Origin of the sequence: Pseudomonas sp. IT-P12 (assembly GCF_949767465.1) — a bacterium.
Lineage (GTDB): Bacteria > Pseudomonadota > Gammaproteobacteria > Pseudomonadales > Pseudomonadaceae > Aquipseudomonas.
The window spans coordinates 167,030-190,219 of sequence record NZ_CATKPY010000001.1; the positions used below are offsets into that span (position 1 = coordinate 167,030).

The window sequence follows — 23,190 nt, forward strand, 5'->3', positions numbered from 1 at the left end:
AAATGGATAAACCTGCTGGCGATCCACAAAACCCGTTGCTGGAGCTGCGCCGCCTGACCCCCGCGCGCATTGCGCTGGGCCGCACCGGCACCAGCCTGCCGACCGGCGCGCAACTGGATTTCCAGTACGCCCACGCCCAGGCCCGGGACGCGGTGCATCTGGCGTTCGATCATGCCGAACTCAGTGCGCAACTGGCCGAAGGTGGCTACAACACATTGCTGCTGCACAGCGCTGCGCCGAATCGCGACAGCTACCTGCAACGCCCCGATTTGGGGCGCAAACTGAGCGACACGTCGGCGCAGACCCTGCGCGACTACGCCGCAACCCATCCCGACGGCCTCGATCTGGCGATCGTCGTGGCCGATGGTTTGTCGGCACTGGCGGTTCACCGGCATGCGGTGCCGTTCCTGGCGCGCCTGCAAGAACAGATCGCGGTCGAAGGCTGGGCGGTGTCGCCGGTGGTGCTGGTGGAGCAAGGCCGGGTCGCCGTCGCCGATGAGGTCGGCCAGTTGCTGAACGCAAAAATGGTGGTGATCCTGATCGGCGAACGCCCTGGCCTCAGCTCGCCGGACAGCCTTGGCTTGTATTTCACCTACAATCCCAGGGTTGGCCTGACGGACGCCCATCGCAACTGCATTTCCAACGTTCGACTGGAGGGCCTGAGTTACGGCATGGCCGCACACCGCCTGTTGTACCTGATGCGTGAAGCCTGTCGGCGGCAGCTGTCGGGCGTCAACCTCAAGGACGAAGCACAGGTGCAAACACTGGCCTCCGACGCAGGGACCAACACGAAGGGTAATTTCCTACTGAACACGCCGAATACCTGAACCGTTTCCGCATTGCGTTTCTACGCCTGACTCAGGCAGGATCGAACCACGGCCGCCAAGGGTTTCCTATTGCCGTCACGATGTCAGACAGCCACTTGAAGACGAGACCTATCGATGCGGATTATTCAAGCGACCCTCGAACACCTGGACCTGTTGACCCCGCTGTTCGTCAAATATCGCGAGTTTTATGGCTCCCTGCCCTATCCGGATTCGTCCCGGGCCTTCCTCGAGAAACGCCTGCGCCGCAAGGAATCGGTGATCTACCTGGCCTTGTCCGATGACGACAAACTGATGGGCTTCTGTCAGTTGTACCCGAGCTTTTCCTCGCTTTCGCTCAAGCGCGTGTGGATCCTCAACGACATCTACGTCGCCGAAGATGCCCGCCGTCAGCTGGTGGCCGACAACCTGATCCGCACCGCGAAGAAAATGGCCAAGGAAACCAATGCCGTGCGCATGCGCGTTTCCACCAGCAGCGACAACCTGGTGGCGCAGAAAACCTACGAGTCCATCGGTTTCAAGGAAGACACCGAGTTCAAGAACTACGTGCTGCCGATCAGCGAAGAACTCTGATTCTTCCGCTGCAGCAGCGTGCTCGCTCGCGATGGACGACGGGGCAACACGGGCATCCTGTAACCCCCTCGTCATCGCTGCCCTCCATCGCGAGCGAGCTCGCGACTGCAAAGTCACCGTCCGTCTTCAGCGAAATCCCCCGCTACAAACTCGGCGCGCTTTTGACTTGTCTGCCCGTATAATGCGGACCTTTCCGGCTTGTAAGAAAAACTACATTCGTGTGTAGCCTTTCGCGAAGTCATCCGCACAGGCCCGCCGAGTCGGGCCGTTACCACAGGTGCCCCCATGGATTTCAACCCGCTCGATCTTGTCCTGCATCTCGATGTCTACCTCGACTTGCTGGTAAACAATTACGGGCCTTGGATCTACGCCATCCTGTTCCTGGTCATCTTCTGCGAGACCGGCCTGGTGGTCATGCCGTTTCTACCGGGCGATTCCCTGTTGTTCATTGCGGGCGCCGTGGCGGCTGGCGGTGGCATGGACCCGGTGCTGCTGGGTGGCCTGCTGATGCTGGCGGCCATTCTGGGTGACAGCACCAACTACGTGATTGGCAGAACGGCAGGCGAGCGCCTGTTCAGCAACCCGAACTCGAAAATCTTCCGCCGCGATTACCTGCAGCAAACCCACGACTTCTATGACAAACACGGTGGCAAGACCGTAACCATGGCCCGATTCCTGCCGATCGTCCGCACCTTTGCGCCGTTCGTCGCCGGCGTGGCGAAAATGCCTTATCCGCGTTTCTTCTTTTTCAGCGTGCTTGGCACCATCCTCTGGGTCGGCGGGCTGGTGACGCTCGGCTACTTCTTCGGCAACGTACCGTTCATCAAGAAAAACCTGTCACTGCTGGTGGTGGGCATCATCCTGCTGTCACTGGTGCCGATGATCATCGGTGTGTTCCGCAGCCGCTTCGGCAGCGCCGCGTCCAAAGCCGAACCGCGCTGAACGATGTGGTCGCTCAGCGCCTGGCGCCGTCGGCGCATCCTGGCCAGGCACCCGATCGCCGATGACATGTGGCAGCGGGTGCGCCATCACCTGAGCTTTCTCGACGGCATCAGCGCCGCTGAAGACCAATGGTTGCGCGAAGCCAGCGTATTGTTCCTCGAAGACAAACACCTGACCGCCCTTCCCGGCGTCGAACTGCATCAGGAACAGCGTCTGTTGCTCGCGGCCCAGGCCCAGTTGCCGCTGCTCAACCTGGGTGACCTGAACTGGTACCAGGGTTTTCACGAAATCGTCCTTTACCCCGACGATTTCCTCAGCCCGCAACGCCATCGCGACGCCAGTGGTGTCGAACACGAGTGGGACGGCGAACACAGCGGTGAGGCCTGGCAGCAAGGCCCGGTCATTCTCGCCTGGCCCGGGGTGATGGCCAGTGGTGGCTGGGAAGGCTACAACCTGGTGATCCACGAGCTCGCGCATAAACTCGACATGCTCAACGGCGACGCCAACGGCCTGCCGCCGCTGCACCCCGACATGCGCGTCAGTGACTGGGCCCGTGTCATGCAAGCGGCCTATGACGACCTCGACCAGCAACTGGAGCGCGACCCGGACGCCGAAACCACCATCGACCCCTACGCGGCGGAAAACCCGGCCGAGTTCTTCGCCGTCACCAGTGAATACTTCTTCAGCGCCCCGGACCTGCTGCACGAGGCCTACCCGGATGTCTATGAGCAATTGAAGCTGTTTTACCGCCAGGACCCGTTGGCCCGGCTGCGGCAACTTCTGGCCGAAGACCCGGTCTATCAGCCACGCGACTAAGACTTCTGGTCCATAGCGTCCGTGGCGGAATATGCCTATAATCGCCGCCACTTTTTGGTCAACTAACCGGGGGCACAGCCCAATGAGCTACAGCAAGATTCCAGCTGGCAAAGACCTGCCGAACGACATCTACGTCGCGATCGAGATTCCGGCCAACCACGCGCCGATCAAATACGAAATCGACAAAGACAGCGATTGCCTGTTCGTTGACCGTTTCATGGCCACCCCGATGTTCTACCCGGCCAACTACGGTTACATCCCCAACACCCTGGCTGACGACGGTGATCCCCTCGACGTGCTGGTCGTGACCCCTTACCCGGTCGCGCCAGGCTCGGTGATCCGCGCGCGTCCAGTCGGCATCCTGAACATGACCGACGACGGCGGCGGCGATGCCAAAGTCATCGCAGTCCCACACGACAAGCTGTCCCAGCTGTACGTCGACGTGAAGGAATACACCGACCTGCCCGCACTGCTGATCCAGCAGATCGAGCACTTCTTCGCGAACTACAAGGATCTCGAAAAAGGCAAATGGGTGAAGATCGAAGGCTGGGACGGCGCAGACGCCGCCCGCGCTGCGATCACCAAGTCGGTTGCTGCCTACAAAGGCTAAAAGCGGCTGTCAGCCTTGAGCGACCCGCTTCAATAAAAAACCCCGGTAATCCGGGGTTTTTTGTGCCTGAAAGAATGCTTTTAAACACACCGTTTAACAAATCGGCGGTTTGGTTTTTTCTGTTTAATTTCCACAAGATACGTCTTACATGAGGACGCAAATTTCCCGCGCAATTTGAACGAGTCGTTTATTCAAAGCCTTCAGCGGCGCACGTAGACTCGTGTTTATGAAAAAGAACAAAACCTGCGGCCTTCGCTTCAAAATGCTCCTGAAAATGGCGGACATCACGACGACCGGCTTCGCCGAAGTCCTGAAGATCGACAACGCACAAACCGTCCACAACTGGTACACCCGTGGCGTGCCCGACTACCGCATCGAGGAAGTCGCCAGGAAACTTTCGGTCAACAGCGAGTGGCTGAAAACCGGCGAAGGCCCAAAAGACGCCAGGCACCTGCGCCTGGTCAGCGATACCGGCGACACCTTCGACGCCCAGGCCCTGAGGGGCGTGTACACCGTTATCGAACCCACGGACGTCGAGCTGCCTTTCTTCAGGGAGGTTCCCGTCGCGCCAGGCTCGAACAAAACCCACGTCATCGTCGATAACAGCCAACCCATCCGCCTGCCGCGCAGCCACCTCGACTCCCTGGAGATCAACTACGGGGATGCTATCTGCGCCTACATGATCGGCAACAGCATGGCCGAGAAAATTGGCGACGGCTCGACCCTCGCCATCGATCGCGGCCTGACCCAGATCGTCGATGGGGAAATCTACGCGATCGAGCACGACGGCATGCTGAGAATCAAATACCTGCACCGCATGCCCGGCAATGGACTGCGCCTGCGCAGTCACAACAGCGCCGAATACCCGGATGAAATCTTCCGGGCGGCCCAAATCGAAGAGCAGCACATCAGGGTCCTGGGATGGGTATTCTGGAGCTCCACCCTGAACAAGCGCCGTCCGCCGCTACCGTTCCTGTGATCCCCCGGAGCAAGCCCGCGCCCTCCAGATACGCACACCAAAAACTGGGAATTTCGCAAAAAAATCAGTATGCTGCGCCCCACATTTGCGCATCGACCCGCTCAGCGGCTCAGATCGCACCGACGAAGCAGATGATTTTCTCGCCGAGTCCCACAGCCGGACGCAAGATCCGGGTGTACGTTTTGAAGGCTGGCGAGGTTTACCAAAAATGAACCAAGCCAGTCCCCGAGAAGCCGGCCACAAGCCGGCTTTTTAATGCCTGATGGAAAGTCATCGCGCACGGGCCATTGTCAAAGGTGGAGACCTGAAATCAACTCGCTCATCACGAGTCGTCTGTCACACCTGCTTCACTTCCTGCCAATTCACGCTCGATCTGCTCGATGCTGGGCAAGCTGGCCTGCAACTCCGCCGGCAGGGACTCCCTCAGTTGGTACTCAGCCACACTTATAGGTCGGGCGTTGTCACGCAGCGCGTATTCAGCCACTACCTTGTTCTTGCTCTTGCACAATAGCAATCCGATAGTCGGCCCATCCTGTGGGTGCTTGAGTTGTGCATCCACCGCGGCGAGGTAAAAGCTCAACTGTCCCAAATGTTCGGGTTTGAACTTGCCGGCCTTCAGTTCGACTACAACATAGCAGCGTAACTTGAGGTGATAAAACAACAGGTCGATAAAGAACTCGTCACCACCCACATCAAGCAGGACTTGCTTGCCTACAAAGGCGAAGCCGGCACCCAGCTCCAGCAGAAAGTCGGTGACGTGCTTGACCAGAGCGTTTTCAATTTCACGCTCCTGCGCATCAATGGTCAGGCCAAGGAAGTCGAAGCGGTAAGGATCTTTGAGCGACTCGCGAGCCAGATCCGACTGCGCTTTCGGCAAATGGGTCTCGAAGTTGCTGACCGCATTGCCATTGCGCTCCAACAAACGCGATTCGATCTGCATCACCAATATATTGCGCGACCAGTTGTGTTCAATGGCTTTGGAGGCATACCAGCGACGGGTTTCAGGGCCGGGCAACTTGTCCAGCAATGCTATCTGGTGATACCAGGGCAATTGTGCAAGCACCCCTTGCACAAATTCCGCATCCGGCCACGCCTCGGCAAAAGCACGCATGTATTTGAGGTTGCGCGGCGAAAACCCTTTCATATCGGGAAAGGCTGTCCGCAGGTCCTGCGCCAGACGCTCAATGACCTTGGTGCCCCAGCCCTGTTGGGATTGCCGGCTCAGAATATCTCGCCCGATCTGCCAATAGAGCAGCACCAGCTCGCGGTTTACTGCCAGTGTGGAACGTTGTTGGGCACTGTGAATTCGACCTTTGAGGTCGCTCAGCCAATCACTGTACCCCTCGGGCGGTAAGCTCAGGCTGATGGGGTGATCACTACTCATTCTATGTCGCTCGTGAATTCGGGGGACCAGGCTGCGTCGATCTTACGCAAGCTTGGAATTCGATCCGCTCCGGCCCCCTAAACAATGTATGAGCGTATTTTTCCTGGCTACCGTTTATCCCACGCTCACGGATAACTAAACCCCTTGACCAACGTCAACTCCCCCACCGCCCGCATCGGCACCAGGAATGTCTCCATCTTCTCATTCGGCGTCCCCTCCTCCGTGATCAACGTCACCTGCGCGGTGGTCAGCGGCTGAGCCGCCTCTTCCTGCCCTTCCTCGTCGCTGCGATAGCCGCCGCCGAAGTAGTTCACATAAACGAGGTACTGGCCCTTGATGGGCGCGGGCATGGCGAAGATTTCCGGGCCGTAGCCGGTGGTGACGTCGACATCGAGCGCGGCGCCGTTGGGGGCGACGCGATCGCCGTACCAGATGTGGGCGCCGTCGGGGGTGATGAGGTGCAGGTCCAGGTCGGTGCCGTCGCTGTCCCAGGCCAGCAATACCCGCAACTTGGCGGGGGTGGCGCCGCCGCTGGCATTAAGGAATTGCGTGCGATGGCGTTGCTGGCCGTCGGGGCTGCGCACTTCGACGCTGTTGCTGCCGTTGGGAAACGAGAACGGTCGGTCGAAGCGCCCGGCAGGGTCGATTTTCAGTGGCATGCTGACGCCGTTGACGATCAGCCGACCGGGCTCGGAGGTCTTGGGGGTGGCGTTGATCTGGCCGCTGATGCGGGCGGTGTTGGCCTGGCCGGCGGGGGTGTTGACCGAGGAGGCCGGGTAGTTGACGGTCTGGCGGAAGCTTTCGCCTTCGCCTTGCGGCGCGCCGGTGCGCCAGCCGCCGACGGGGGTCTCCAGGTCAACGGCGGCATAGGTCGTTGGCAGCGCGCTGACGGCGCAAAGGAACAGCAAGACCTGTGGATAGCGGAGTTTCATGGCCTATTCCAGCAAGAGGTGACGGGCGAGCCCTTCGATGTAGGTTTCATCCTGGCCGTTGGGGTGTGCTTCGAAGGCCAGGTGCAGGTATTCGTGAGTCAGGTCGAGACGGTCTTGCAGCGACAACACGCCGCGCACGTAGAGGCGCTGGCGTTCGCGATCGACGAAGGGGCGTCCGAACGCGAGTTTGCACACGGCGAAGGTGCTGACTTCGCTGTAGCCGGTTTCGCTTTCGAGACGCTGACGCCAGCTGCGTCGTTGTGTTTGCAGCCAATCCTGGGCGGCAGGCAACGCCTCGCAAGACGCCACCGGGTTGTCCCAGCGGCTGAGGCTGGCACGCGGGTAGGCGTGGAGCAGGATCGCGTCGTAGCGCTGGCCGGCACGGGCTTGCTCGACCGCTTGCTGCCAGGCCAGTTTGTCCGGGCCGGGTTGATCGGAGTGATAGGTGACCGTGCTGCCGGCCAACACCAGGTCGGCGGTCCACGCCGCGATGTGGCGCGACTCGGCAGAAGCCGGACGCGGCGCGACGCGTTGACGACTGCTGCTGTCGTCGATACTCAGGCAGTCACCGTGGCGCGTGGCGTTTTGCAGCAGGTAGGTGCGGATCGCCACGGCCAGCGCTTTCGCCGCTTCGGCCGGTTCCGGTTTGGCTTCGCGTTCGAGAACCCGGGCGACGTACTCCTCGCGATCCAGGCGGGCGACGAGTTTGCCATCGAGCAGAAACAGCTCGCCATCGCTGTGGATATCGAGCTGGTTGCCGTTGCTGAACTCGACCCGGTAATCGCCCTTGATCGGCCCGGAAGCGACCACTCGATCCGCCGCCAGCACGCGTTTGATCGGATAGCGGGAAAACAACCCGACCTCGACGCAGCGCCCGGCGTCCGCGGGCCAGTCATCGGGCAACACGGAAGCCAGCGCAACCGCGTAGTGACGCAGGACCCTCTGGCTGGTCCCGCGACCACCGGCCCAGACCGGTGTGCCATCGACGGTCCATCCGGCGAATCCGCCCTGACGCGAAGTCGGACCCTGTTCACCCAGCCAGCTCCAGGTTTTCACCCGCAGGCGCCCACCCAGTTCGCCGACGACATTGCCATCCGCCGCGCCCAGCACCACATCGAGCAACACCCGGCGCATCTGTTCCCGGGCAGGCAGCCAGGTCAAAACACCCAGCAACTCGGCCACCGATACACGGGTCGCCGGTTGTATCGACGGCAACTCCAGCAACCATGAGGGCGCCTGCCGCGCCTGCCAGTACGTGCGCCAATCCGACGCCACAATGCCCAAACGCGCCGGCTCGAAGTACAGCCCGCACGACTTCACCAACGCCTGATCGCGCTCGATCCTGCCACCGGCGGTGCAACAATAGACCTCGTCCTTCGACTGCCCGCGGCATTCATAAGCCGATTCCCGGGCACCGGTATCCACCAGCCACGCGTAGACAAACAACTTCCACAGGCTGCCCAACGGCGTTTGCAGACTCTGCGGCAACGGCTCGCGAGCGATCAGTTGGGTGGGGGTCAACGCGAGCAACTGGCCTTTGTACGCAAGCCGCAACGGCTCGTCCTGCGCCGTCGCCAGCGCAGGTATCAGACACAGCAGCAGCCAGACCAGTGGCCGCCTCACGTCAGTTGACCGTGATCTGGCCGAGGGCGGCTTTCGCTTCCTGGGCCTGATGCTGTGGCGCGTAGACCTGGGTGAAGCGCACCGGCGGCAAGTTGAACTGGCCTTTCTGCGAGAAACGCACCAGATGGCGCAGGCGCAATTCGCCGCTCAGCGCATCCACCGGCACCGCGTACGCCAGTTGCCCCGGCTCGAAGCGCGCCTTTTCCAGGGCGGCCGGCTCGGTGCCCGCCTTGCCCTGCAATTTGATGCCCCACGTCGTGCGCTCGACATCCGCGCCGGGCGGCAGCGGAACTTCGAGCATGCCATAACGCAACGGTTTCGCGGATTTGCCGGTGAGGATCACCTCGTCCAGGTACAGGCTGTCGCTGGACAACGGTTTGTTGCCCACCGGTTCCAGCGTGAACGTGAACGCTTCGTCGCCCGGCACCAGACGCGACAGGCGTCGGGTGACGGTGACCGGCATCGATTCGACGGGCGGTTGCCCGGTCTGGAAGCTCAGCGCCGCGCGCAGCGGGCGTTCCTGGGTGCCGGACACCGTGAGCACACCCGGCACCGCCGTAGCGCCCTGCCACGTCCAATACATCTCACCACTCGCACCGTACTTTTTCTTCCAGCCCTCACCGGGCGTCAGGGCGATGGTCGGCGAGGCCTGTGCGATGCTGCGTTGCAACCAGGTCAGCGCCAGAGCGCGCTCCAGTGTCGATTGCTGCGGCAGCAGGCGTTGCAGCAGCGCCTGTGCACGAACCTGATCGAACGGTTGCAGCGACAAGCTCAGCGCTTCGGCGAACGGCTGGGAACTGACCGCCAGCCGCTGTTGCGCAGCGCCGACCTGACGATTGAATGCCTCCGGCAACGCGACTTTCGACTGAGTGGCCAGCGATGCGGTCAGGACCCGCGCCGCCGCCAGGCCGAGTGCCGAATCCGGATCGCCCATGACCAGGCTGTCCGTGCCATCGTCCATCAGGGTGTCGGCCTGGCCTTCGCCGGCCTTCGCCAGATCTTCGATCAAACCGCTGAGCAGCGTGTTGACCGGCAACTGCATCTGCCTGGCAAACGACAGGATCAACGCCCGTTGCAGCAACGGCGTGTTCGGCGCCTGCCTGGCGTACACTTCCAGCACCCGCTGCCAGTGCTCCGGGGGCAGGGTCAGCTGCAGTACCTGGCTGGCGTTCCAGTCGGCGTAGTACGCATAAGCGGTGAGGAACGCATCCGGTTCGCCGTCGAAGCCCCACCAGGTGAAACTCGCCGACGGCCCGGCCATTTGCACCAGGCGCAAGCGGCTGTTCTGCATGATCAGGCGCAGGCGATCACGAATCTGCGGGCTCGACGCCAGCGACGGATAAGCGATGCTCAACGGCAGCAGGCGGCTGGCGGTCTGCTCGACGCCGCCGTACGGATAAGCGAGCAAATCGTCGAGCGCCGTACGGAACAGCGCCTGCGGACTGTCGTCCAGGCGCAGGCGAATATCGGTCGCGTCGGCCGGCAGGCTCAGCGGGGTGTCGCCGCTGGCCACGTCGAGGCTTTGCGTCCGGGTGACCTGCCAGCCTTCACCGGTCGCGGTCAGGCGCACGGCCAGGGCATCGGCGGTCTTGCCGTCCTGCACCAGCTCGGCACGCCACTCGCCACTGGCCAGCGCAAAGGCTGGCAACGCGATGTAGTTGATGCCGGCGTTCAATGTCACCGGCACCCGTTGCTCAGTACCGGCGTGATGAATCAGCAGTTCGGCCTTCAGCGGTTTTTCCGTCTGATTGAACGCGAACACACCGAGATCCGGTTTGTCGCCACTGCGGAATCGCGTCGGCCCGCTCCACTTCAGGTACAGCGGTTTTTCCGAGCGCACGAACTGCTTCTTCTGGCCGACCTGACCGTCATCGGCGATGGCCCGGGCGGTAATGCGCCAGCGGGTCAGCGAGTCCGGCATGGTGAAGGTGAAACGGGTCTTGCCGTTGGCATCGGTGACCAACTCCGGCTGCCAGGCGGCGGTGTCGACGTCTTCGCGACGCGGCCGCTCGAGCACCTTCACGCCACGTTCGCTGCGGTTGGCTTTACCCGGTGCGCCCGGGCTGCCGGGCAAGGCGACGTCGTAGCTGATGAACGACAGACTGGCGCTGGTGCGCACGTTGTTGCGCCGTGGATGGTAGAAAAACTGGTCGATGCTCGGTGCGACCTCCGGTTGCAGCGCGTAGACCATTTCATCGACCACGCTGACCGTCAGGTGAGCGGCGATCGGCTTGCCGGCGAACGCGGTGGTGAGGTCCACCGACACCGTGTCACCGGGCTGATAAGCCTCTTTGTCGGTGGCGATGGCCACTTCGATTTGCGGCGCAATCACCTTGATGCCGGCGTTCTGGAAGCTGTACTGGCCACCCTTGGTGTACAACACGGAGAAGGTCAGGTTCGGCGCAAAACTGTCCGTCACCGGGATGCGCGCGCGGTATTGGGTGTCGCTGAGTTTTTCCAGCTTCAGCCAGTCGCCGCCCCTGGACATCAGCGCCGTGGCCTCGACCTTGTCGCGCTCCAGCGAGAGCAGCGCATCGCTGACCGGCTCCGGGAAGGTGATCAGCGCCAGGGCTTCGTCGCCGGCCTTGTACTCGGGTTTGTCGAGGACGATTTCCACGGTGCCGGGCACCGCCTTGACACCCTCCCCCGTGACCGAGTGACCGGTGGCGCCTACCGCACGGCCGTGGTCATCCTTCAACGTCAGGTTGTAAGTCCCGGGCCGCTCGAAGGCCAGGGAAAAGCTTTTGTCGCCGGCCGTGAGCTTGCCTTCGCCGCTGCTCTGGTCCTCCAGGCGCACCCAGCTGTAGCTGCTCGGCGTGAGGGCCTCGCCCTGCTCGCTGCCACTCTCATTGAAATAGCTGAACCGCACCGCGTCGCCCACCGCGCTGAAGCGCTGCGGTGCGCTCAAGCGAAAATTCGCGGCGCCACGGTCGATGAGGATTTCCCGGGTGACCTTGACCCGATACGCCGCGCCATCGCTGGCGAACACGGTGAGCATGTAGCGGCTCGGCTTGTCGGTGGCCGGCAGGTCGAGGGTGGCACTGCCCTTGGCGTCGGTGGTCAGTTCGGTGCTGGTCAGCTCCACCGGGAATTGCCCCAGGTATTGCAGCTCGTTATCGACCATCGACAGTTGTTGCGCACGCAGGCTCAGGCTCAGCCGGGCGTTCGCCACCGGCTTGCCGTCCGGATAGAGCAGCACCAGGCTGCCTTTCACCGGCTCGCCGGTGCGGTAATCCTGCTTGGCCAGGTTCAGCGCGATTTCGAAGTGCGGCTTGATGTATTCCGCGACGCGAAAGGCGCTGCTGTAGGCCTGGTCCTTGTAGCTGAATCGCAGCTCATAACCGCCGGCCACCGCGTTTTCCGGCAACTGGAAACGCCCCTGGGTGCCGGATTTCGAATCGAGTTTCAGCGCCAGGGATTGCAGCGCGGTGCCGGTGGCATCGAGCACCGTGACATTCACATCGGCCGCAGTCGGCAAGACCGAATCGCGCGCATTTTTGAACTCGCGACCGACGATCTTCAGCGACACCCAGTCCCCCGGCCGGTACAGCGGGCGGTCGGTGAAGGCATAGAGTTTGGTGTCGTAGATTTCGCTGTCGTAGTAGAAGTTCTCGGAGACGAACACCCCGCCCTCTTCGTCCTCGCCAATCACGAACGAACGCTCGGGGCTCACGTGTTTCAACCGCAGCAAGCCATCGGCGTCGGTCGCCCCGCTGCTCATCACGCCCAGGCCATCGGTCCACAGCACATTGACCTTCGGCACCGAACTGCCTTCGTGTTTGCGCGCGGCCCACACCAGCAGTTCATCGCCGGCAATCTTGCTCACGGCCACGGTGTTGGAAACGAACACCATGGTGGTCGCGCGGTATTTGCCGATCAACGCTTCCACCAGGTACAGGCCGGGCTTGAGGTTGCCCAACGGGATGTACACGTTGCCCGGCGCCACGCTGACGAACTCACTGGAAGAGCCGGCCAGGTTGACGCCGGCCGGCGGCTGGATCGGCTTGGCCTGCCACAGCGGGTAACGGAACTGGCTGACCACCGGGAGGCCCGGGATCAGGGCGAATTGCGGCTGGGCGTCGTAAGGCGTTGGCGCGGCAATCGCAGCCCCCATCTTCAGTTCCGGCACTTGCTCGGTGACCTGTTTGCGGGATTCGTAGGAAAAAGCGCGCTGCATCACCCGACGGGATTTGCGGTACCAGTTGTCCCACAGGTACGCGAGGGTATTGGACAGGCCCTCGCCCTTGAACTGACCGTCACTGACCACCCGGTGCAGGTTCTTCTGGCGTTTGAGGAAATCCAGCGGTTTGTCGATGCGGTACACCCGAATGTCCGCGCCGCCGTAGGGCTCCATGCGGAACCGGCGATAGTCGCGGCCCGGCGCCTCGAGCCGCACCATCGCCTGCTCGTCACTGGCGAAACTGCTGTCGGCCAGCAGGAAGAAACTTTCGCCGGCCACCGGCGTGTAGCCGCTCGGCTCGACGGTGTCTTCGGCATTCACCGCCGAGAAAGGCATCACGAACACCAACAGCAGAGACAGAAAACGCAACATGCGGGCACCGGTCATTGGGAGAGAAAATTCAGTCGATAGACGCCGATGAAGTTGGGGTTGGCTGCGTCGGGTATCCATCGGGTGTCCTTCCATGTCATGAGTTGCTGCAGGCTCGCGGAGCGCATGCCGTTGTCAGTGGGGGTGGTCGTGCCGGTGTGATAGGCGATGTAGCGGCCCATCCAGATCATCAGGTGCTGGTCGTCGCCTTGATCGAAAAACATCAGGTCGCCGGGGCGCGCCTGCGTCACGTCGCGGCCGACCAGGTGACTGTTGAACTGGATCAGCTTGATCGCGTTGACGTAAGGCCCGACCTTGCCGCCGCCCTGCTGCCATTGCTGGGCGAGGCCGCGCTGGGCGTCGCTCAAGGACAGCTCCGGCGGCAGGTAGCGATTGGACAGGCCATTGCTGCGCAACCATTTGTCGTCGTGCACCTTGAGGGCTTCATTGGCAGCGAAACGGACCAGTCCGGCGCAATCCTGCTGGTACCAGCGCGGGCTCGGCCCTTTGCTCAGCTGTTCCTGGGCGATGCGCACGAACCAGGCACGGAACACCTGGGATTGCTGCGGATCGAGCGCGGCGGCGTCACTGGCGAAGGCGTGGCCGCCGAGCACCAGCGCCAACAGGCCGAGGCTGCGGATAAGCAGGGTCACAGTGCTTTCCACTCCAGTGGCAGCCATTGCCAGTGGCCGTCCGGCTCGCTGCCCTCAGGCAGGGTCAGCGCGTACTTGCCGTAACCGCCAAGCTTGCGCAGTTTGGGGATCAGGTAGGTTTGCGCGGCGTTATAGAACACCGGCTCCATGTCCTGCGGCAGGCTGTCGAGGGTTTCACGCTGCATCAGCTGCGCCATCGAGTCCGGGCCGAAATAGACCGGCATCAGCTGGTCCCTGGGCACCACGTCGGCCATTGGCGGAAAGCGTTTGTCGAGGGTGCCGAGGGCTTTGTCCACCAGCTTGTCGTCGAGGGAAAACAGCAGCGTCGAACCGTGGCGCGCGAGGCTGACCCTCATGAATGCCTTGCCGGTGATCGCGTCCGGGTTCTCGGCTTCCTTGGCCTTGTACGGACCGAAATTGGAGCTGACCTGACGCTGCCACTGATGACGATCAGTCGCCTGCTTCTCGACCACCGGGAAGGCCTGCTCCTCGACATTGCCTTCGTAGGCACCGACCATCGAGCCGAACAGCGTGCCCAGATCGCCGTCGAGCCTGGCGCTGTCCTTGTCGTTCAGGCTGGCCACCAGCAGCGGCGTGTACAGCCGCGAATCGGCATACCAGCACAGCCCGGCGGCGCCGGCCATGCGTTCCGTCAACGCCTGGGCCACGCTTTGCTCGGCACCGAGTTTCACCAGCAGCGGTTGCTGTTGTTCGGCCGCCAGTGGCAGGGCCACGCAGGCGCTGGCGCCCATCGGCATGGCTTGCCAGATCGGCTTGAAGTCGAAATCCGGCTGGTTCTCCAACTCATCCATGGCGAGGAAGCTGTGCCAGCCCTTGTCGTCCATGTCGAAGCGCAGCCCGGCGAAGTTCGGGATGAAGCGCTGGTAACCCATGGCCAGGACGCTGGCATTGACCGACAGGCGTTGTTTCACTTCCGGCGCGCGGGGCGGCAGGCCGAAGGCTTCGGGGAACAGTTTGTCGCCGTTGAGCAAGGCCCCCATGGCCTCGGTCGACACACTGCCCGGCTCCAGCGAGGCACCGCTCTGCGGGTCATAGAGCTTGCCCGGGTTGGACAGCACCACCAGTTTGTCGCCATGGGAGGCGAACAGCAGCGCCTTGCTGGCGCCGTAGGTCAGTTGATAGAGCGCCACGGCCTGGGTGCCCACCTTCACCTCGCCGACTGTGCTCAGTTGCGTATCGTCCAGGGCCACTTTCGCCAATGGCTCCAGCAGCCTGGCCAGGCCACCGCGATCCATCACCAGCAAAAAGTCCTTCAGGCGGCCATCCGCCCCACGCCACAGCGCCACGTCCGCCGGCTGATCGAAGAGTTGCTCGATCAGGTTGTCCTGCCACTTCAGGTCATGCTCGTAAATGATCCGCCGCAGGCTGCCGATCAGCCCGAGTCGATCGGCATGGGTTTCGTAATAGAAGACAAAATCCTCGGTGAGGGTCTCCTTGAGGAACGGCACCGCCAGCAGATCCCTGGGCAACTGGCTCAGGGAACGGGTTTCGAGCAAACCGTCGGGGCGGCTCATGCCCAGCTTGTCGCTGGCCAGTTGCGCCGCTGGCGCCTTGGGCTTGTGCATGAACCAGCCCAGCCCGCCCGCCACGCCGGCCACCAGGCACAGGCCGACCAGCAATGCCGGCCAGCGGCGGGAAGTCTTGCCGGCAAGTGCGTCGGCGGCTGGGGTAACGGTGTTATCGCTCATGTTGAAAAGGCCCAATTCATCCGTGGTGCGGGATGCTTAATAGTTGAAAGTCTTGACCAGCAGCAGGTCACCGATGGCGCGCAAGGGGACGATGAAGGTCTCGCGCTTTTCATCGACGGTGTTTTCGTTGAGCACCAGGTTGATCTGCGAGGTGATCACCTCGTTCTGGTTGCTGGCCTCATCGAAGTTATAGCCGCCGTTGCCGAAGTTGCCCCAATAGTTGACGTAGACCAGATAGGTGCCGTGCAGCGGCGCGGTCATGGTGAACATTTCCGGACCGGGACCATCGACGCCGTCCGGGTCCAGGCCCCCGCCGTTGTTCATCGCCGGGCGGGCCCAGAACGCGTGCTGGCCGTCGGGGGTAATGATGTGCAGGTCGAGCTCGGCCTTCGGGTCGTCCCACCCCAGCACCACACGAATCCGCGCGGGCGTACGCAGGTGGTTGGCTTCATAGAATTGCACCCGCTTGAGCGACTGACCTTCGGCGCTGCGCACTTCGACGCTGTTGGAGCCCGCGCCAAAGGCGTACGGCCGGGCGAATCGCCCCTGGTCGTCGGTGTACAGGTTCAGGGGATTGCCGTTGACCGCCAGCGTGTGCGGCCCGCGTCGGGGACCGATTGCCTTGAGTTGGCCCTCGATCATCGTGCGATTGCGTTGCACGCCCCGGTCGATGGGTGGCGTGGGATAAGCCACTCGCGGGTTTTCGCTGCGATCGAGCAAGCCGTTGTACCGCCAGCCGCCCACCGGCTCCGACAGCTCGGCCGTCGGCCCGGCCCAGGCGGCCGCCGCAAAGGCCCACACCATCAGCACCCGTAGAAATGAACGCATGTAACGCCTCCTGCCATGCATGACGAAACCTTGCGCCCGATCCTCGGCGCGTTACAGAGGCAAAAACTGCGTTTCGTCAGAAAACCCGTGACTGTCGGGTCGTAAGAGGCGCGAAGGTTAGCCATTGGTTGGTTTTTTGACAATCGAAGGTCGAGGAATTTGCGGGGGTGTTCACGGCGTCGGTAGACGGTGAGCCGAATAACCTGCATATTCGGCTCACCATATGAGCCGAATAGATTCGCTATTCGGCTCACCGAGCGAGAAACCTCCGTGATGGCATCCGACTGGATCTGGCAACAGCCCGATTGGCCAACCTTCCATTGGCAACCCGAGGACTTGGCGCCCGTGCTGCGCGAGTGCGTGCAGGCTCAGGGCCGGCTGATGGGCATGGCCGGCTCGATGGGCGGCTCGCTGAGCGCGCAAAGCGAACTGGATGCCTTGCTGCAGAATATCGTCACGTCCTCAGCTATCGAGGGCGAGCAACTGAATGTCGGGTCGGTACGCTCATCGCTCGCTCGGCGCCTGGGGTTGCAGCAGGTTGATGGCGAGAAAGTGAGTCAACGCAGCGAAGGTCTGGCGCAGTTGCTGCTCGACGCCACCCAACATTACGCCCAACCACTCACCCTTGAGCGTCTGTTGGACTGGCATGAATGGCTGTTTCCCGAGCAGGACCACGCACTCGGCGCACGACCGATTCGCATCGGCGCCTTGCGCGGCGAGGCCCCGATGCAGGTTGTATCCGGACGCCTGGACCGTCCGACGGTCCACTTCGAAGCGCCACCCCGCCAGGGGCTGGAGCGGCAACTGGACGTTTTTCTGGAATGGTTCGAAACCAGCCGCAACGAGGTGGGGCTCGACCCGTTGCTCAGGGCAGGTATCGCCCATTTCTGGTTCGTGACACTGCACCCTTTCGACGACGGCAATGGCCGCCTGACGCGCACTATCACCGACCTGGCACTGGCGCAGGGCGAAGCCCAAGCGATTCGTTTCTACGCCATGTCCGCGAGCATCCTGGACGATCGCTCCGGCTATTATCGGGTACTGGAAGCCAGTCAGAAGGCGACCATGGACATTACCCGTTGGCTCGAATGGTTTTTACAAACCTTGCTGCGCAGCTTGCAACAGGCCATGGCGCGCATCGAGTCGGTGCTGGGCAAGGCGCGCTTCTGGCAGGCTCACCCGCAGCACAGCCTGTCAGAGGAGCAGACCAAAGTGCTGAATCGCCTGCTTGATGGCGGCGTACGTGGCTTTGAAGACGGGATCAGCGCGGCTCAATACCAGGCTGTGGCGAAAGTCTCCAAGGCCACGGCAACCCGGCACCTGGCCGAGCTCCTGGAAAAAGGCTATCTCACACGCCTGCCGGGGGGCGGTCGAAGCACGCGGTATCAGATCAACCACCCGGGTTAGCCGACGGGATTATCGGCCCTTGTGGGAGCGAGCCTGCTCGCGATGGCGGACTGTCAGGTGATCTCAGGTGGCCTGACACTCTCCCATCGCGAGCAGGCTCGCTCCCACAGGGGCACTGTCGCCCCCGCTCATTTGCCCATAACCCCCCTATCTGCTAGTGTCGCGCCGGTTTAACGTCAACCGGAAATAGCCGCCATGGCCCGCAAAAAAGCTGCACTGGATTTCGAACAATCCCTCGCTGACCTGCAAACGCTGGTGGAGCGACTGGAGAACGGCGAATTGTCGCTGGAGGACTCGCTGACGGCTTTCGAGCAAGGCATCGGTCTGACCCGCGATTGCCAGGCAGCGCTGGCCCAGGCCGAGCAGAAGGTTCAGGTGTTGCTCGAACGTGATGGCGAGTTGGCCGAGGAACCTTTCGACGCGGATCAGCCAGAATGATTGCAGCGTATTCCGCGACCAGCCAGGCCCGTGTCAACGCGGCACTGGAAACCCTGTTCAACGCGCCAAGCCCCGAGCTCGCACGGCTTTACGAAGCCATGCGCTACAGCGTGATGAATGGCGGCAAGCGGGTGCGACCGCTGCTGGCCTATGCCGCCTGCGAAGCGCTGGGCGGCGAGGCCGAGCAAGCCAACGGCGCGGCCTGCGCGGTGGAGTTGATCCACGCCTACTCCCTGGTGCACGACGATTTGCCGGCAATGGACGACGACGACCTGCGTCGCGGCCAACCCACCACCCACAAGAAATTCGACGAAGCCTGCGCGATTCTTGCCGGTGACGGCTTGCAGAGCCTGGCCTTCAGCGCCCTGCTCGATCCGCGCCTGAGTTCGGCGAATGCGGATATCCGCCTGCAAATGGTCAGTGCGCTGGCACTGGCGGCCGGCCCGGCGGGCATGGTCGGCGGCCAGGCCATCGACCTCGGTTCGGTGGGCCTCAAACTCGACCAGAAAGCCCTCGAATACATGCACCGGCACAAGACCGGTGCGCTGATCGAAGTCAGCGTCAAGCTCGGCGCACTGGCCAGCGGCCGTGCCGAGAAGGACGAACTCAAGTCCCTGAAGGCCTATGCACAGGCCATCGGCCTGGCGTTCCAGGTGCAGGACGACATCCTCGACGTCGAAAGCGATACCGAAACCCTCGGTAAACGCCAGGGTGCCGATATCGCCCGCGACAAGCCGACCTACCCGGCCCTGCTCGGCCTGGACGCAGCCAAGGCCTACGCCCTGGAACTGCGCGATCAGGCCCTGCACGCGCTGCGACCGTTTGACGCGGCCGCAGAGCCGTTGCGCGACCTGGCCCGGTATATCGTCGGTCGCCGCAGCTGACGGCGTATCGGCCAAAAAAGACCAACGCGTGGGCAGGGGGCGATGCATCAGGTAAACTGCCGCATCTTTTATACCTATAACGATTCGCCTGATGCCCACGACGTTTCATGAGATTCCCCGCAAGCGCCCGACCACGCCCCTGCTCGACCGCGCCAACACGCCGGACGGCCTGCGCCGGCTAGGTGAAGCCGAGCTGGAAACCCTGGCCGATGAGTTGCGCCTGGAATTGCTCTACACGGTCGGCCAGACCGGTGGGCATTTCGGTGCCGGCCTGGGCGTCATCGAGCTGACCATCGCGCTGCATTACGTCTTCGACACCCCGGACGACCGGTTGGTGTGGGACGTCGGTCATCAGGCCTACCCGCACAAGATCCTCACCGGCCGTCGTGAGCGCATGGGCACCCTGCGCCAGAAGGACGGCATCGCCGCCTTCCCGCGTCGCTCCGAAAGCGAGTACGACACCTTTGGCGTCGGCCACTCCAGCACGTCGATCAGCGCTGCACTGGGCATGGCCATTGCCGCCCGCCTGCAGAACAGCGATCGCAAGGCGATTGCGGTGATCGGCGATGGCGCGTTGACCGCCGGCATGGCCTTCGAGGCGCTGAACCACGCGCCGGAAGTGAACGCCAACATGCTGGTGATCCTCAACGACAACGACATGTCGATCTCGCGCAATGTCGGCGGGCTGTCGAACTACCTGGCGAAGATCCTTTCCAGCCGCACCTACGCCAGCATGCGCGAGGGCAGCAAGAAGGTCCTGTCGCGCCTGCCCGGCGCCTGGGAAATCGCCCGGCGCACCGAAGAATACGCCAAGGGCATGCTGGTCCCCGGCACGCTGTTCGAAGAGCTGGGCTGGAACTACATCGGTCCGATCGATGGCCACGACCTGCCGACACTGATTGCCACCCTGCGCAACATGCGCGACCTCAAGGGCCCGCAGTTCCTCCACGTTGTCACCAAGAAGGGCAAAGGCTTCGCTCCGGCGGAAGTCGATCCGATCGGCTACCACGCGATCACCAAGCTCGAGCCCGTCGACGCCCCGGCCGCAGCGCCGAAAAAGGCCAGCGGGCCGAAGTACTCCGGCGTGTTCGGCGAATGGCTGTGCGACATGGCCGCGGCCGACCCGCGCCTGGTGGGCATTACTCCGGCGATGAAGGAAGGCTCCGACCTGGTGGCGTTCAGCGAACGTTTCCCGCTGCGCTATTTCGACGTGGCCATTGCCGAGCAACACGCCGTGACCCTCGCCGCCGGAATGGCCTGCGAAGGTGCAAAACCGGTGGTAGCCATCTATTCGACGTTCCTGCAACGCGGTTACGACCAACTGGTGCATGACGTCGCCGTGCAGAACCTGGACGTGCTGTTCGCCATCGACCGCGCCGGCCTGGTGGGCGAAGACGGCCCGACACACGCCGGCAGCTTCGACCTGTCGTTCCTGCGTTGCATCCCCGGCATGCTGGTGATGACCCCGAGCGACGAAAACGAACTGCGCAAGATGCTCACCACCGGCCACCTCTACAACGGCCCGGCGGCCGTACGCTACCCGCGTGGCAACGGCCCGAACGCGCCCCTCTCGAAAGACCTGCAACCGATCGAGATCGGCAAGGGCGTGGTTCGCCGCCAGGGCAGCAAGGTCGCCCTGCTGGTGTTCGGCGTGCAACTGGCCGAGGCCTTGAAGGTCGCCGAAACGCTGGATGCGACCGTGGTCGACATGCGCTTCGTCAAGCCGCTCGATGAAGCGCTGGTTCGCGACATCGCCGGCAACCATGAGTTGCTGGTAACGATCGAAGAAAACGCCATCATGGGCGGCGCAGGGGGCGCGGTCAGTGAGTTCCTCGCCCGCGAGAACATCCTCAAGTCGATCCTGCACCTGGGGCTGCCGGACAGCTACGTCGAGCACGCCAAACCGGCGCAGATGCTGGCCGAGTGCGGTCTGGACGAAGCCGGGATCGAGGCGTCGGTGCGCGAGCGCCTTGATTTGCTGAACACTTAATTTTCAAACCCAATGCAAAAACTGTGGGAGCGGGCTTGCTCGCGAAAGCGGTGCATCAGTCGATGGAAATGTTGACTGACACATCGCTTTCGCGAGCAAGCCCGCTCCCACGTTGGTTTTGTATCGGTCTCACTGGACAATCCATGACCTTCCCCCGCCTGGCCCTGGCACTGACCCTCCTGCCCTGCGCCCCACTCCTGGCCGACACCTTCGAACGTGACCAGGCGCTCAAGCTCCCCGATGTGCTGATCAGTGCCAACCGCCAGGTCGAAGCGCGCAACGACAGCAGTGCCGCCAATACCGTGTTCACCCGCGAAGACATCGACCGCCTGCAACCGGGCAGTGTCACCGACCTGCTGCGTCGCGTGCCGGGCGTGCAGGTCGGGCAAACCGGTGGGCGCGGCAGCCTGCCCGGGATCTACATTCGCGGCACCAAGTCGGCGCAGAGCCTGGTGCTGGTGGACGGTCAGCGCATCGGCAACTCGACCTCCGGCGACAGCAACCTGCAACACATCAACATCGAACAGGTCGAGCGCGTGGAAGTGCTGCGCGGTTCCCGCTCGGTGATTTATGGCAGCGATGCAATTGGCGGGGTGATCCAGATCTTCACCCGGCGCGGCGCCGAACAAGGCCTGCAACCGCGCCTGCACGTGGGCATTGGCAGCCACCAGACCTGGCAGCGCAGCCTTGGCGTGTCCGGTGGCGACGCGCAAACCCGCTTCAACCTCGGTGCGAGCCTCGATGAAACGGCGGGTATCGATCGCACCCATGAGTCGTATCCGAGCGATGGCGATCATGACGAGTACCGCAATCAATCCCTCAGCCTGAGTCTGAGCCACGCTTTCGACGACAACCTGGAGGTCGGCGCCAACCTGCTGGATAACCGTGGCAAGAGCGCGTTCGACAACCCGTTTGGCCGCTTTGACCCGACTACCTTCGAATCGGTCCAGCAGCGGCCCTACAACCGCTTCACTGTCAGCAGCCTCAGCAGTTACCTCGACGCGCGAGTTAACCCGCGCTGGAAAACCCGCCTCGAGATCGGTCACAGCGAAAACCGCGAGAAGACCCTCGACACGCTCAGCGACGAGCGCAGCATTTTCAACACCTACCGCGACTCGCTGAACTGGCAGAACGACCTGACCCTCGACGCGCGCAACAGCCTGATCCTGGGTGGCGACTGGTACGAAGACCGGGTCAACAGCAGCACCGCCTTCGATGAAGACAGCCGCTGGAACCGCGCGGCGTTCGTGCAACATCGCTTCGAGGCCGACCGTTTCTCCACGGAACTGGGCCTGCGTCGCGACCAGAACCAGCAGTTCGGCAGCCAGAACAGTTGGAGCGGCACCTTCACCCTGCCGTTGAACCCGGACAATGATCTGCTGCTGACCTACAGCGAGGGCTTTCGCGCCCCGACCTTCAACGACCTGTACTACCCGGATTTCAGCAACCCGGACCTGAAACCGGAAACGTCGAAAAGCTACGAGCTGCAATGGCGCAGTCAACTGACCGATGCCAGCCGCCTCGAAGCCTCGCTGTACCGCACCGACCTCAAGGACGCGATCATCTTCGGCAGCAACGACCGCCCGCAGAACGTCGCCTCGGCGCGGATCAACGGTTTTGAAGCGGCCTTGAAGCAGGAACTGTTCGGCTGGCAGAGCAATCTCGGGGTGGCGATCATCGACCCGCGCGATCGCGACAGTGGCCACACCCTGGCCCGCCGTGCGCGGCGCACCCTGAGCCTGGACCTGGACCGCCAGTTCGATCGTTTGGGCCTGGGCGCCAGTTGGCAAGCGGTCAGCAGCAGCTATGACGATGAGAACAATCGCCAGCCGCTGGGTGGCTATGCGCTGCTGGGTTTGCGCAGCCGCTGGGCGTTGAATCCCGAGGTGTCGCTGGAGCTGAAGGTGGACAACCTGTTGGACAAGGGTTACAGCCGGGCGCTGTACAGCCATGACGGCAATCAGTACGGGTATCGCGAAGAGGGCCGGGCGTGGATGTTCGGGGTGACCTGGAGCCCGGAGCTCTAGTGTCGAATCAGCGGCGTTTGAA

At 62.7% G+C, this 23,190-nt stretch carries 18 protein-coding genes; 11 read left to right on the plus strand and 7 right to left on the minus strand.

Translation table 11 applies throughout. The features are described 5' to 3' along the window. Positions 1-2 precede the first annotated feature (2 nt). The 6 genes from eutC to ACM6IM_RS00825 all read left to right on the plus strand — a co-directional run bounded on the left by eutC (position 3) and on the right by ACM6IM_RS00825 (position 4,744). Entirely contained in the window at positions 3-827 is an 825-nt protein-coding gene (gene eutC / locus ACM6IM_RS00800) for an ethanolamine ammonia-lyase subunit EutC (protein WP_414863899.1), read from the plus strand. Positions 828-941: 114 nt separating this feature from the next. Further along, positions 942-1,397: a GNAT family N-acetyltransferase gene (locus tag ACM6IM_RS00805; protein ID WP_414863900.1), complete on the plus strand. Its 456-nt coding sequence runs from the start codon at positions 942-944 to the stop codon at positions 1,395-1,397. Positions 1,398-1,682: 285 nt separating this feature from the next. Beyond that, positions 1,683-2,339: a DedA family protein gene (locus ACM6IM_RS00810; protein WP_192309244.1), complete on the plus strand. Its 657-nt coding sequence runs from the start codon at positions 1,683-1,685 to the stop codon at positions 2,337-2,339. Between the two features lie 3 nt (positions 2,340-2,342). Then, complete coding sequence (locus ACM6IM_RS00815) at positions 2,343-3,155, plus strand: zinc-dependent peptidase (protein ID WP_414863901.1); 813 nt, start codon at positions 2,343-2,345, stop codon at positions 3,153-3,155. Between the two features lie 82 nt (positions 3,156-3,237). Continuing rightward, positions 3,238-3,765, plus strand: coding sequence for an inorganic diphosphatase (ppa, locus tag ACM6IM_RS00820; RefSeq protein ID WP_007933577.1), 528 nt, complete (start codon positions 3,238-3,240; stop codon positions 3,763-3,765). 226 nt (positions 3,766-3,991) lie between these two features. After that, positions 3,992-4,744, plus strand: coding sequence for a helix-turn-helix transcriptional regulator (locus tag ACM6IM_RS00825; protein ID WP_192309248.1), 753 nt, complete (start codon positions 3,992-3,994; stop codon positions 4,742-4,744). Between the two features lie 322 nt (positions 4,745-5,066). Here the strand turns inward: ACM6IM_RS00825 and ACM6IM_RS00830 are convergent, their stop codons facing one another. The 7 genes from ACM6IM_RS00830 to ACM6IM_RS00860 form a co-directional block, all read right to left on the minus strand. Beyond that, positions 5,067-6,128 (minus strand): PDDEXK nuclease domain-containing protein, encoded by a 1,062-nt coding sequence (locus tag ACM6IM_RS00830; protein ID WP_414863902.1) that lies wholly within the window; start codon positions 6,126-6,128, stop codon positions 5,067-5,069. Positions 6,129-6,253: 125 nt separating this feature from the next. Next, on the minus strand, positions 6,254-7,060 hold the full coding sequence (locus tag ACM6IM_RS00835; protein WP_414863903.1) for a YfaP family protein: 807 nt from the start codon (positions 7,058-7,060) through the stop codon (positions 6,254-6,256). A gap of 3 nt (positions 7,061-7,063) precedes the next feature. After that, positions 7,064-8,683, minus strand: a complete 1,620-nt coding sequence (locus ACM6IM_RS00840) for a DUF2300 domain-containing protein (RefSeq protein ID WP_414863904.1) — start codon at positions 8,681-8,683, stop codon at positions 7,064-7,066. A gap of 1 nt (position 8,684) precedes the next feature. Continuing rightward, the gene (locus ACM6IM_RS00845; protein ID WP_414863905.1) at positions 8,685-13,250 is read right to left on the minus strand and encodes an alpha-2-macroglobulin family protein; all 4,566 of its coding nucleotides are present in this window, start codon (positions 13,248-13,250) and stop codon (positions 8,685-8,687) included. Further along, on the minus strand, positions 13,247-13,885 hold the full coding sequence (locus ACM6IM_RS00850; RefSeq protein ID WP_192309261.1) for a DUF1175 domain-containing protein: 639 nt from the start codon (positions 13,883-13,885) through the stop codon (positions 13,247-13,249). Before ACM6IM_RS00850 ends, ACM6IM_RS00845 begins: the two co-directional genes overlap by 4 nt. Next, a complete protein-coding gene (locus ACM6IM_RS00855; protein ID WP_414863906.1) occupies positions 13,882-15,594 on the minus strand; it encodes a DUF2138 domain-containing protein in 1,713 nt (570 codons plus the stop codon). Before ACM6IM_RS00855 ends, ACM6IM_RS00850 begins: the two co-directional genes overlap by 4 nt. A gap of 36 nt (positions 15,595-15,630) precedes the next feature. Further along, positions 15,631-16,422: a YfaP family protein gene (locus ACM6IM_RS00860; protein ID WP_414863907.1), complete on the minus strand. Its 792-nt coding sequence runs from the start codon at positions 16,420-16,422 to the stop codon at positions 15,631-15,633. 273 nt (positions 16,423-16,695) lie between these two features. Here ACM6IM_RS00860 and ACM6IM_RS00865 point away from each other — a divergent pair, with 273 nt between their 5' ends. The 5 genes from ACM6IM_RS00865 to ACM6IM_RS00885 all read left to right on the plus strand — a co-directional run bounded on the left by ACM6IM_RS00865 (position 16,696) and on the right by ACM6IM_RS00885 (position 23,168). After that, a complete protein-coding gene (locus tag ACM6IM_RS00865) occupies positions 16,696-17,829 on the plus strand; it encodes a Fic family protein (RefSeq protein WP_414863908.1) in 1,134 nt (377 codons plus the stop codon). Between the two features lie 195 nt (positions 17,830-18,024). After that, on the plus strand, positions 18,025-18,267 hold the full coding sequence (locus ACM6IM_RS00870) for an exodeoxyribonuclease VII small subunit (protein ID WP_007894317.1): 243 nt from the start codon (positions 18,025-18,027) through the stop codon (positions 18,265-18,267). Then, a complete protein-coding gene (locus ACM6IM_RS00875) occupies positions 18,264-19,151 on the plus strand; it encodes a polyprenyl synthetase family protein (RefSeq protein WP_414863909.1) in 888 nt (295 codons plus the stop codon). The genes ACM6IM_RS00870 and ACM6IM_RS00875 overlap by 4 nt, the downstream gene beginning before the upstream one ends. A gap of 91 nt (positions 19,152-19,242) precedes the next feature. Continuing rightward, a complete protein-coding gene (gene dxs / locus ACM6IM_RS00880; RefSeq protein ID WP_414863910.1) occupies positions 19,243-21,141 on the plus strand; it encodes a 1-deoxy-D-xylulose-5-phosphate synthase in 1,899 nt (632 codons plus the stop codon). Between the two features lie 143 nt (positions 21,142-21,284). After that, positions 21,285-23,168 carry a TonB-dependent receptor domain-containing protein gene (locus ACM6IM_RS00885; RefSeq protein WP_414863911.1) on the plus strand — a complete coding sequence of 628 codons (1,884 nt, stop codon included), beginning with the start codon at positions 21,285-21,287 and terminating at the stop codon, positions 23,166-23,168. Positions 23,169-23,190: the final 22 nt, after the last annotated feature.

Coding starts and splice junctions, on each gene's coding strand:
- ACM6IM_RS00815 (WP_414863901.1), top strand. CDS start 2,343: ATGTGGTCGCTCAGCGCCTGGCGCCGTCGGCGCATCCTGGCCAGGCAC.
- ACM6IM_RS00810 (WP_192309244.1), top strand. CDS start 1,683: ATGGATTTCAACCCGCTCGATCTTGTCCTGCATCTCGATGTCTACCTC.
- ACM6IM_RS00870 (WP_007894317.1), top strand. CDS start 18,025: ATGGCCCGCAAAAAAGCTGCACTGGATTTCGAACAATCCCTCGCTGAC.
- ACM6IM_RS00805 (WP_414863900.1), top strand. CDS start 942: ATGCGGATTATTCAAGCGACCCTCGAACACCTGGACCTGTTGACCCCG.
- ACM6IM_RS00865 (WP_414863908.1), top strand. CDS start 16,696: ATGGCATCCGACTGGATCTGGCAACAGCCCGATTGGCCAACCTTCCAT.
- ACM6IM_RS00855 (WP_414863906.1), bottom strand. CDS start 15,594: ATGAGCGATAACACCGTTACCCCAGCCGCCGACGCACTTGCCGGCAAG.
- ppa (WP_007933577.1), top strand. CDS start 3,238: ATGAGCTACAGCAAGATTCCAGCTGGCAAAGACCTGCCGAACGACATC.
- ACM6IM_RS00860 (WP_414863907.1), bottom strand. CDS start 16,422: ATGCGTTCATTTCTACGGGTGCTGATGGTGTGGGCCTTTGCGGCGGCC.
- eutC (WP_414863899.1), top strand. CDS start 3: ATGGATAAACCTGCTGGCGATCCACAAAACCCGTTGCTGGAGCTGCGC.
- ACM6IM_RS00875 (WP_414863909.1), top strand. CDS start 18,264: ATGATTGCAGCGTATTCCGCGACCAGCCAGGCCCGTGTCAACGCGGCA.
- ACM6IM_RS00835 (WP_414863903.1), bottom strand. CDS start 7,060: ATGAAACTCCGCTATCCACAGGTCTTGCTGTTCCTTTGCGCCGTCAGC.
- dxs (WP_414863910.1), top strand. CDS start 19,243: ATGCCCACGACGTTTCATGAGATTCCCCGCAAGCGCCCGACCACGCCC.
- ACM6IM_RS00845 (WP_414863905.1), bottom strand. CDS start 13,250: ATGACCGGTGCCCGCATGTTGCGTTTTCTGTCTCTGCTGTTGGTGTTC.
- ACM6IM_RS00830 (WP_414863902.1), bottom strand. CDS start 6,128: ATGAGTAGTGATCACCCCATCAGCCTGAGCTTACCGCCCGAGGGGTAC.
- ACM6IM_RS00885 (WP_414863911.1), top strand. CDS start 21,285: ATGACCTTCCCCCGCCTGGCCCTGGCACTGACCCTCCTGCCCTGCGCC.
- ACM6IM_RS00825 (WP_192309248.1), top strand. CDS start 3,992: ATGAAAAAGAACAAAACCTGCGGCCTTCGCTTCAAAATGCTCCTGAAA.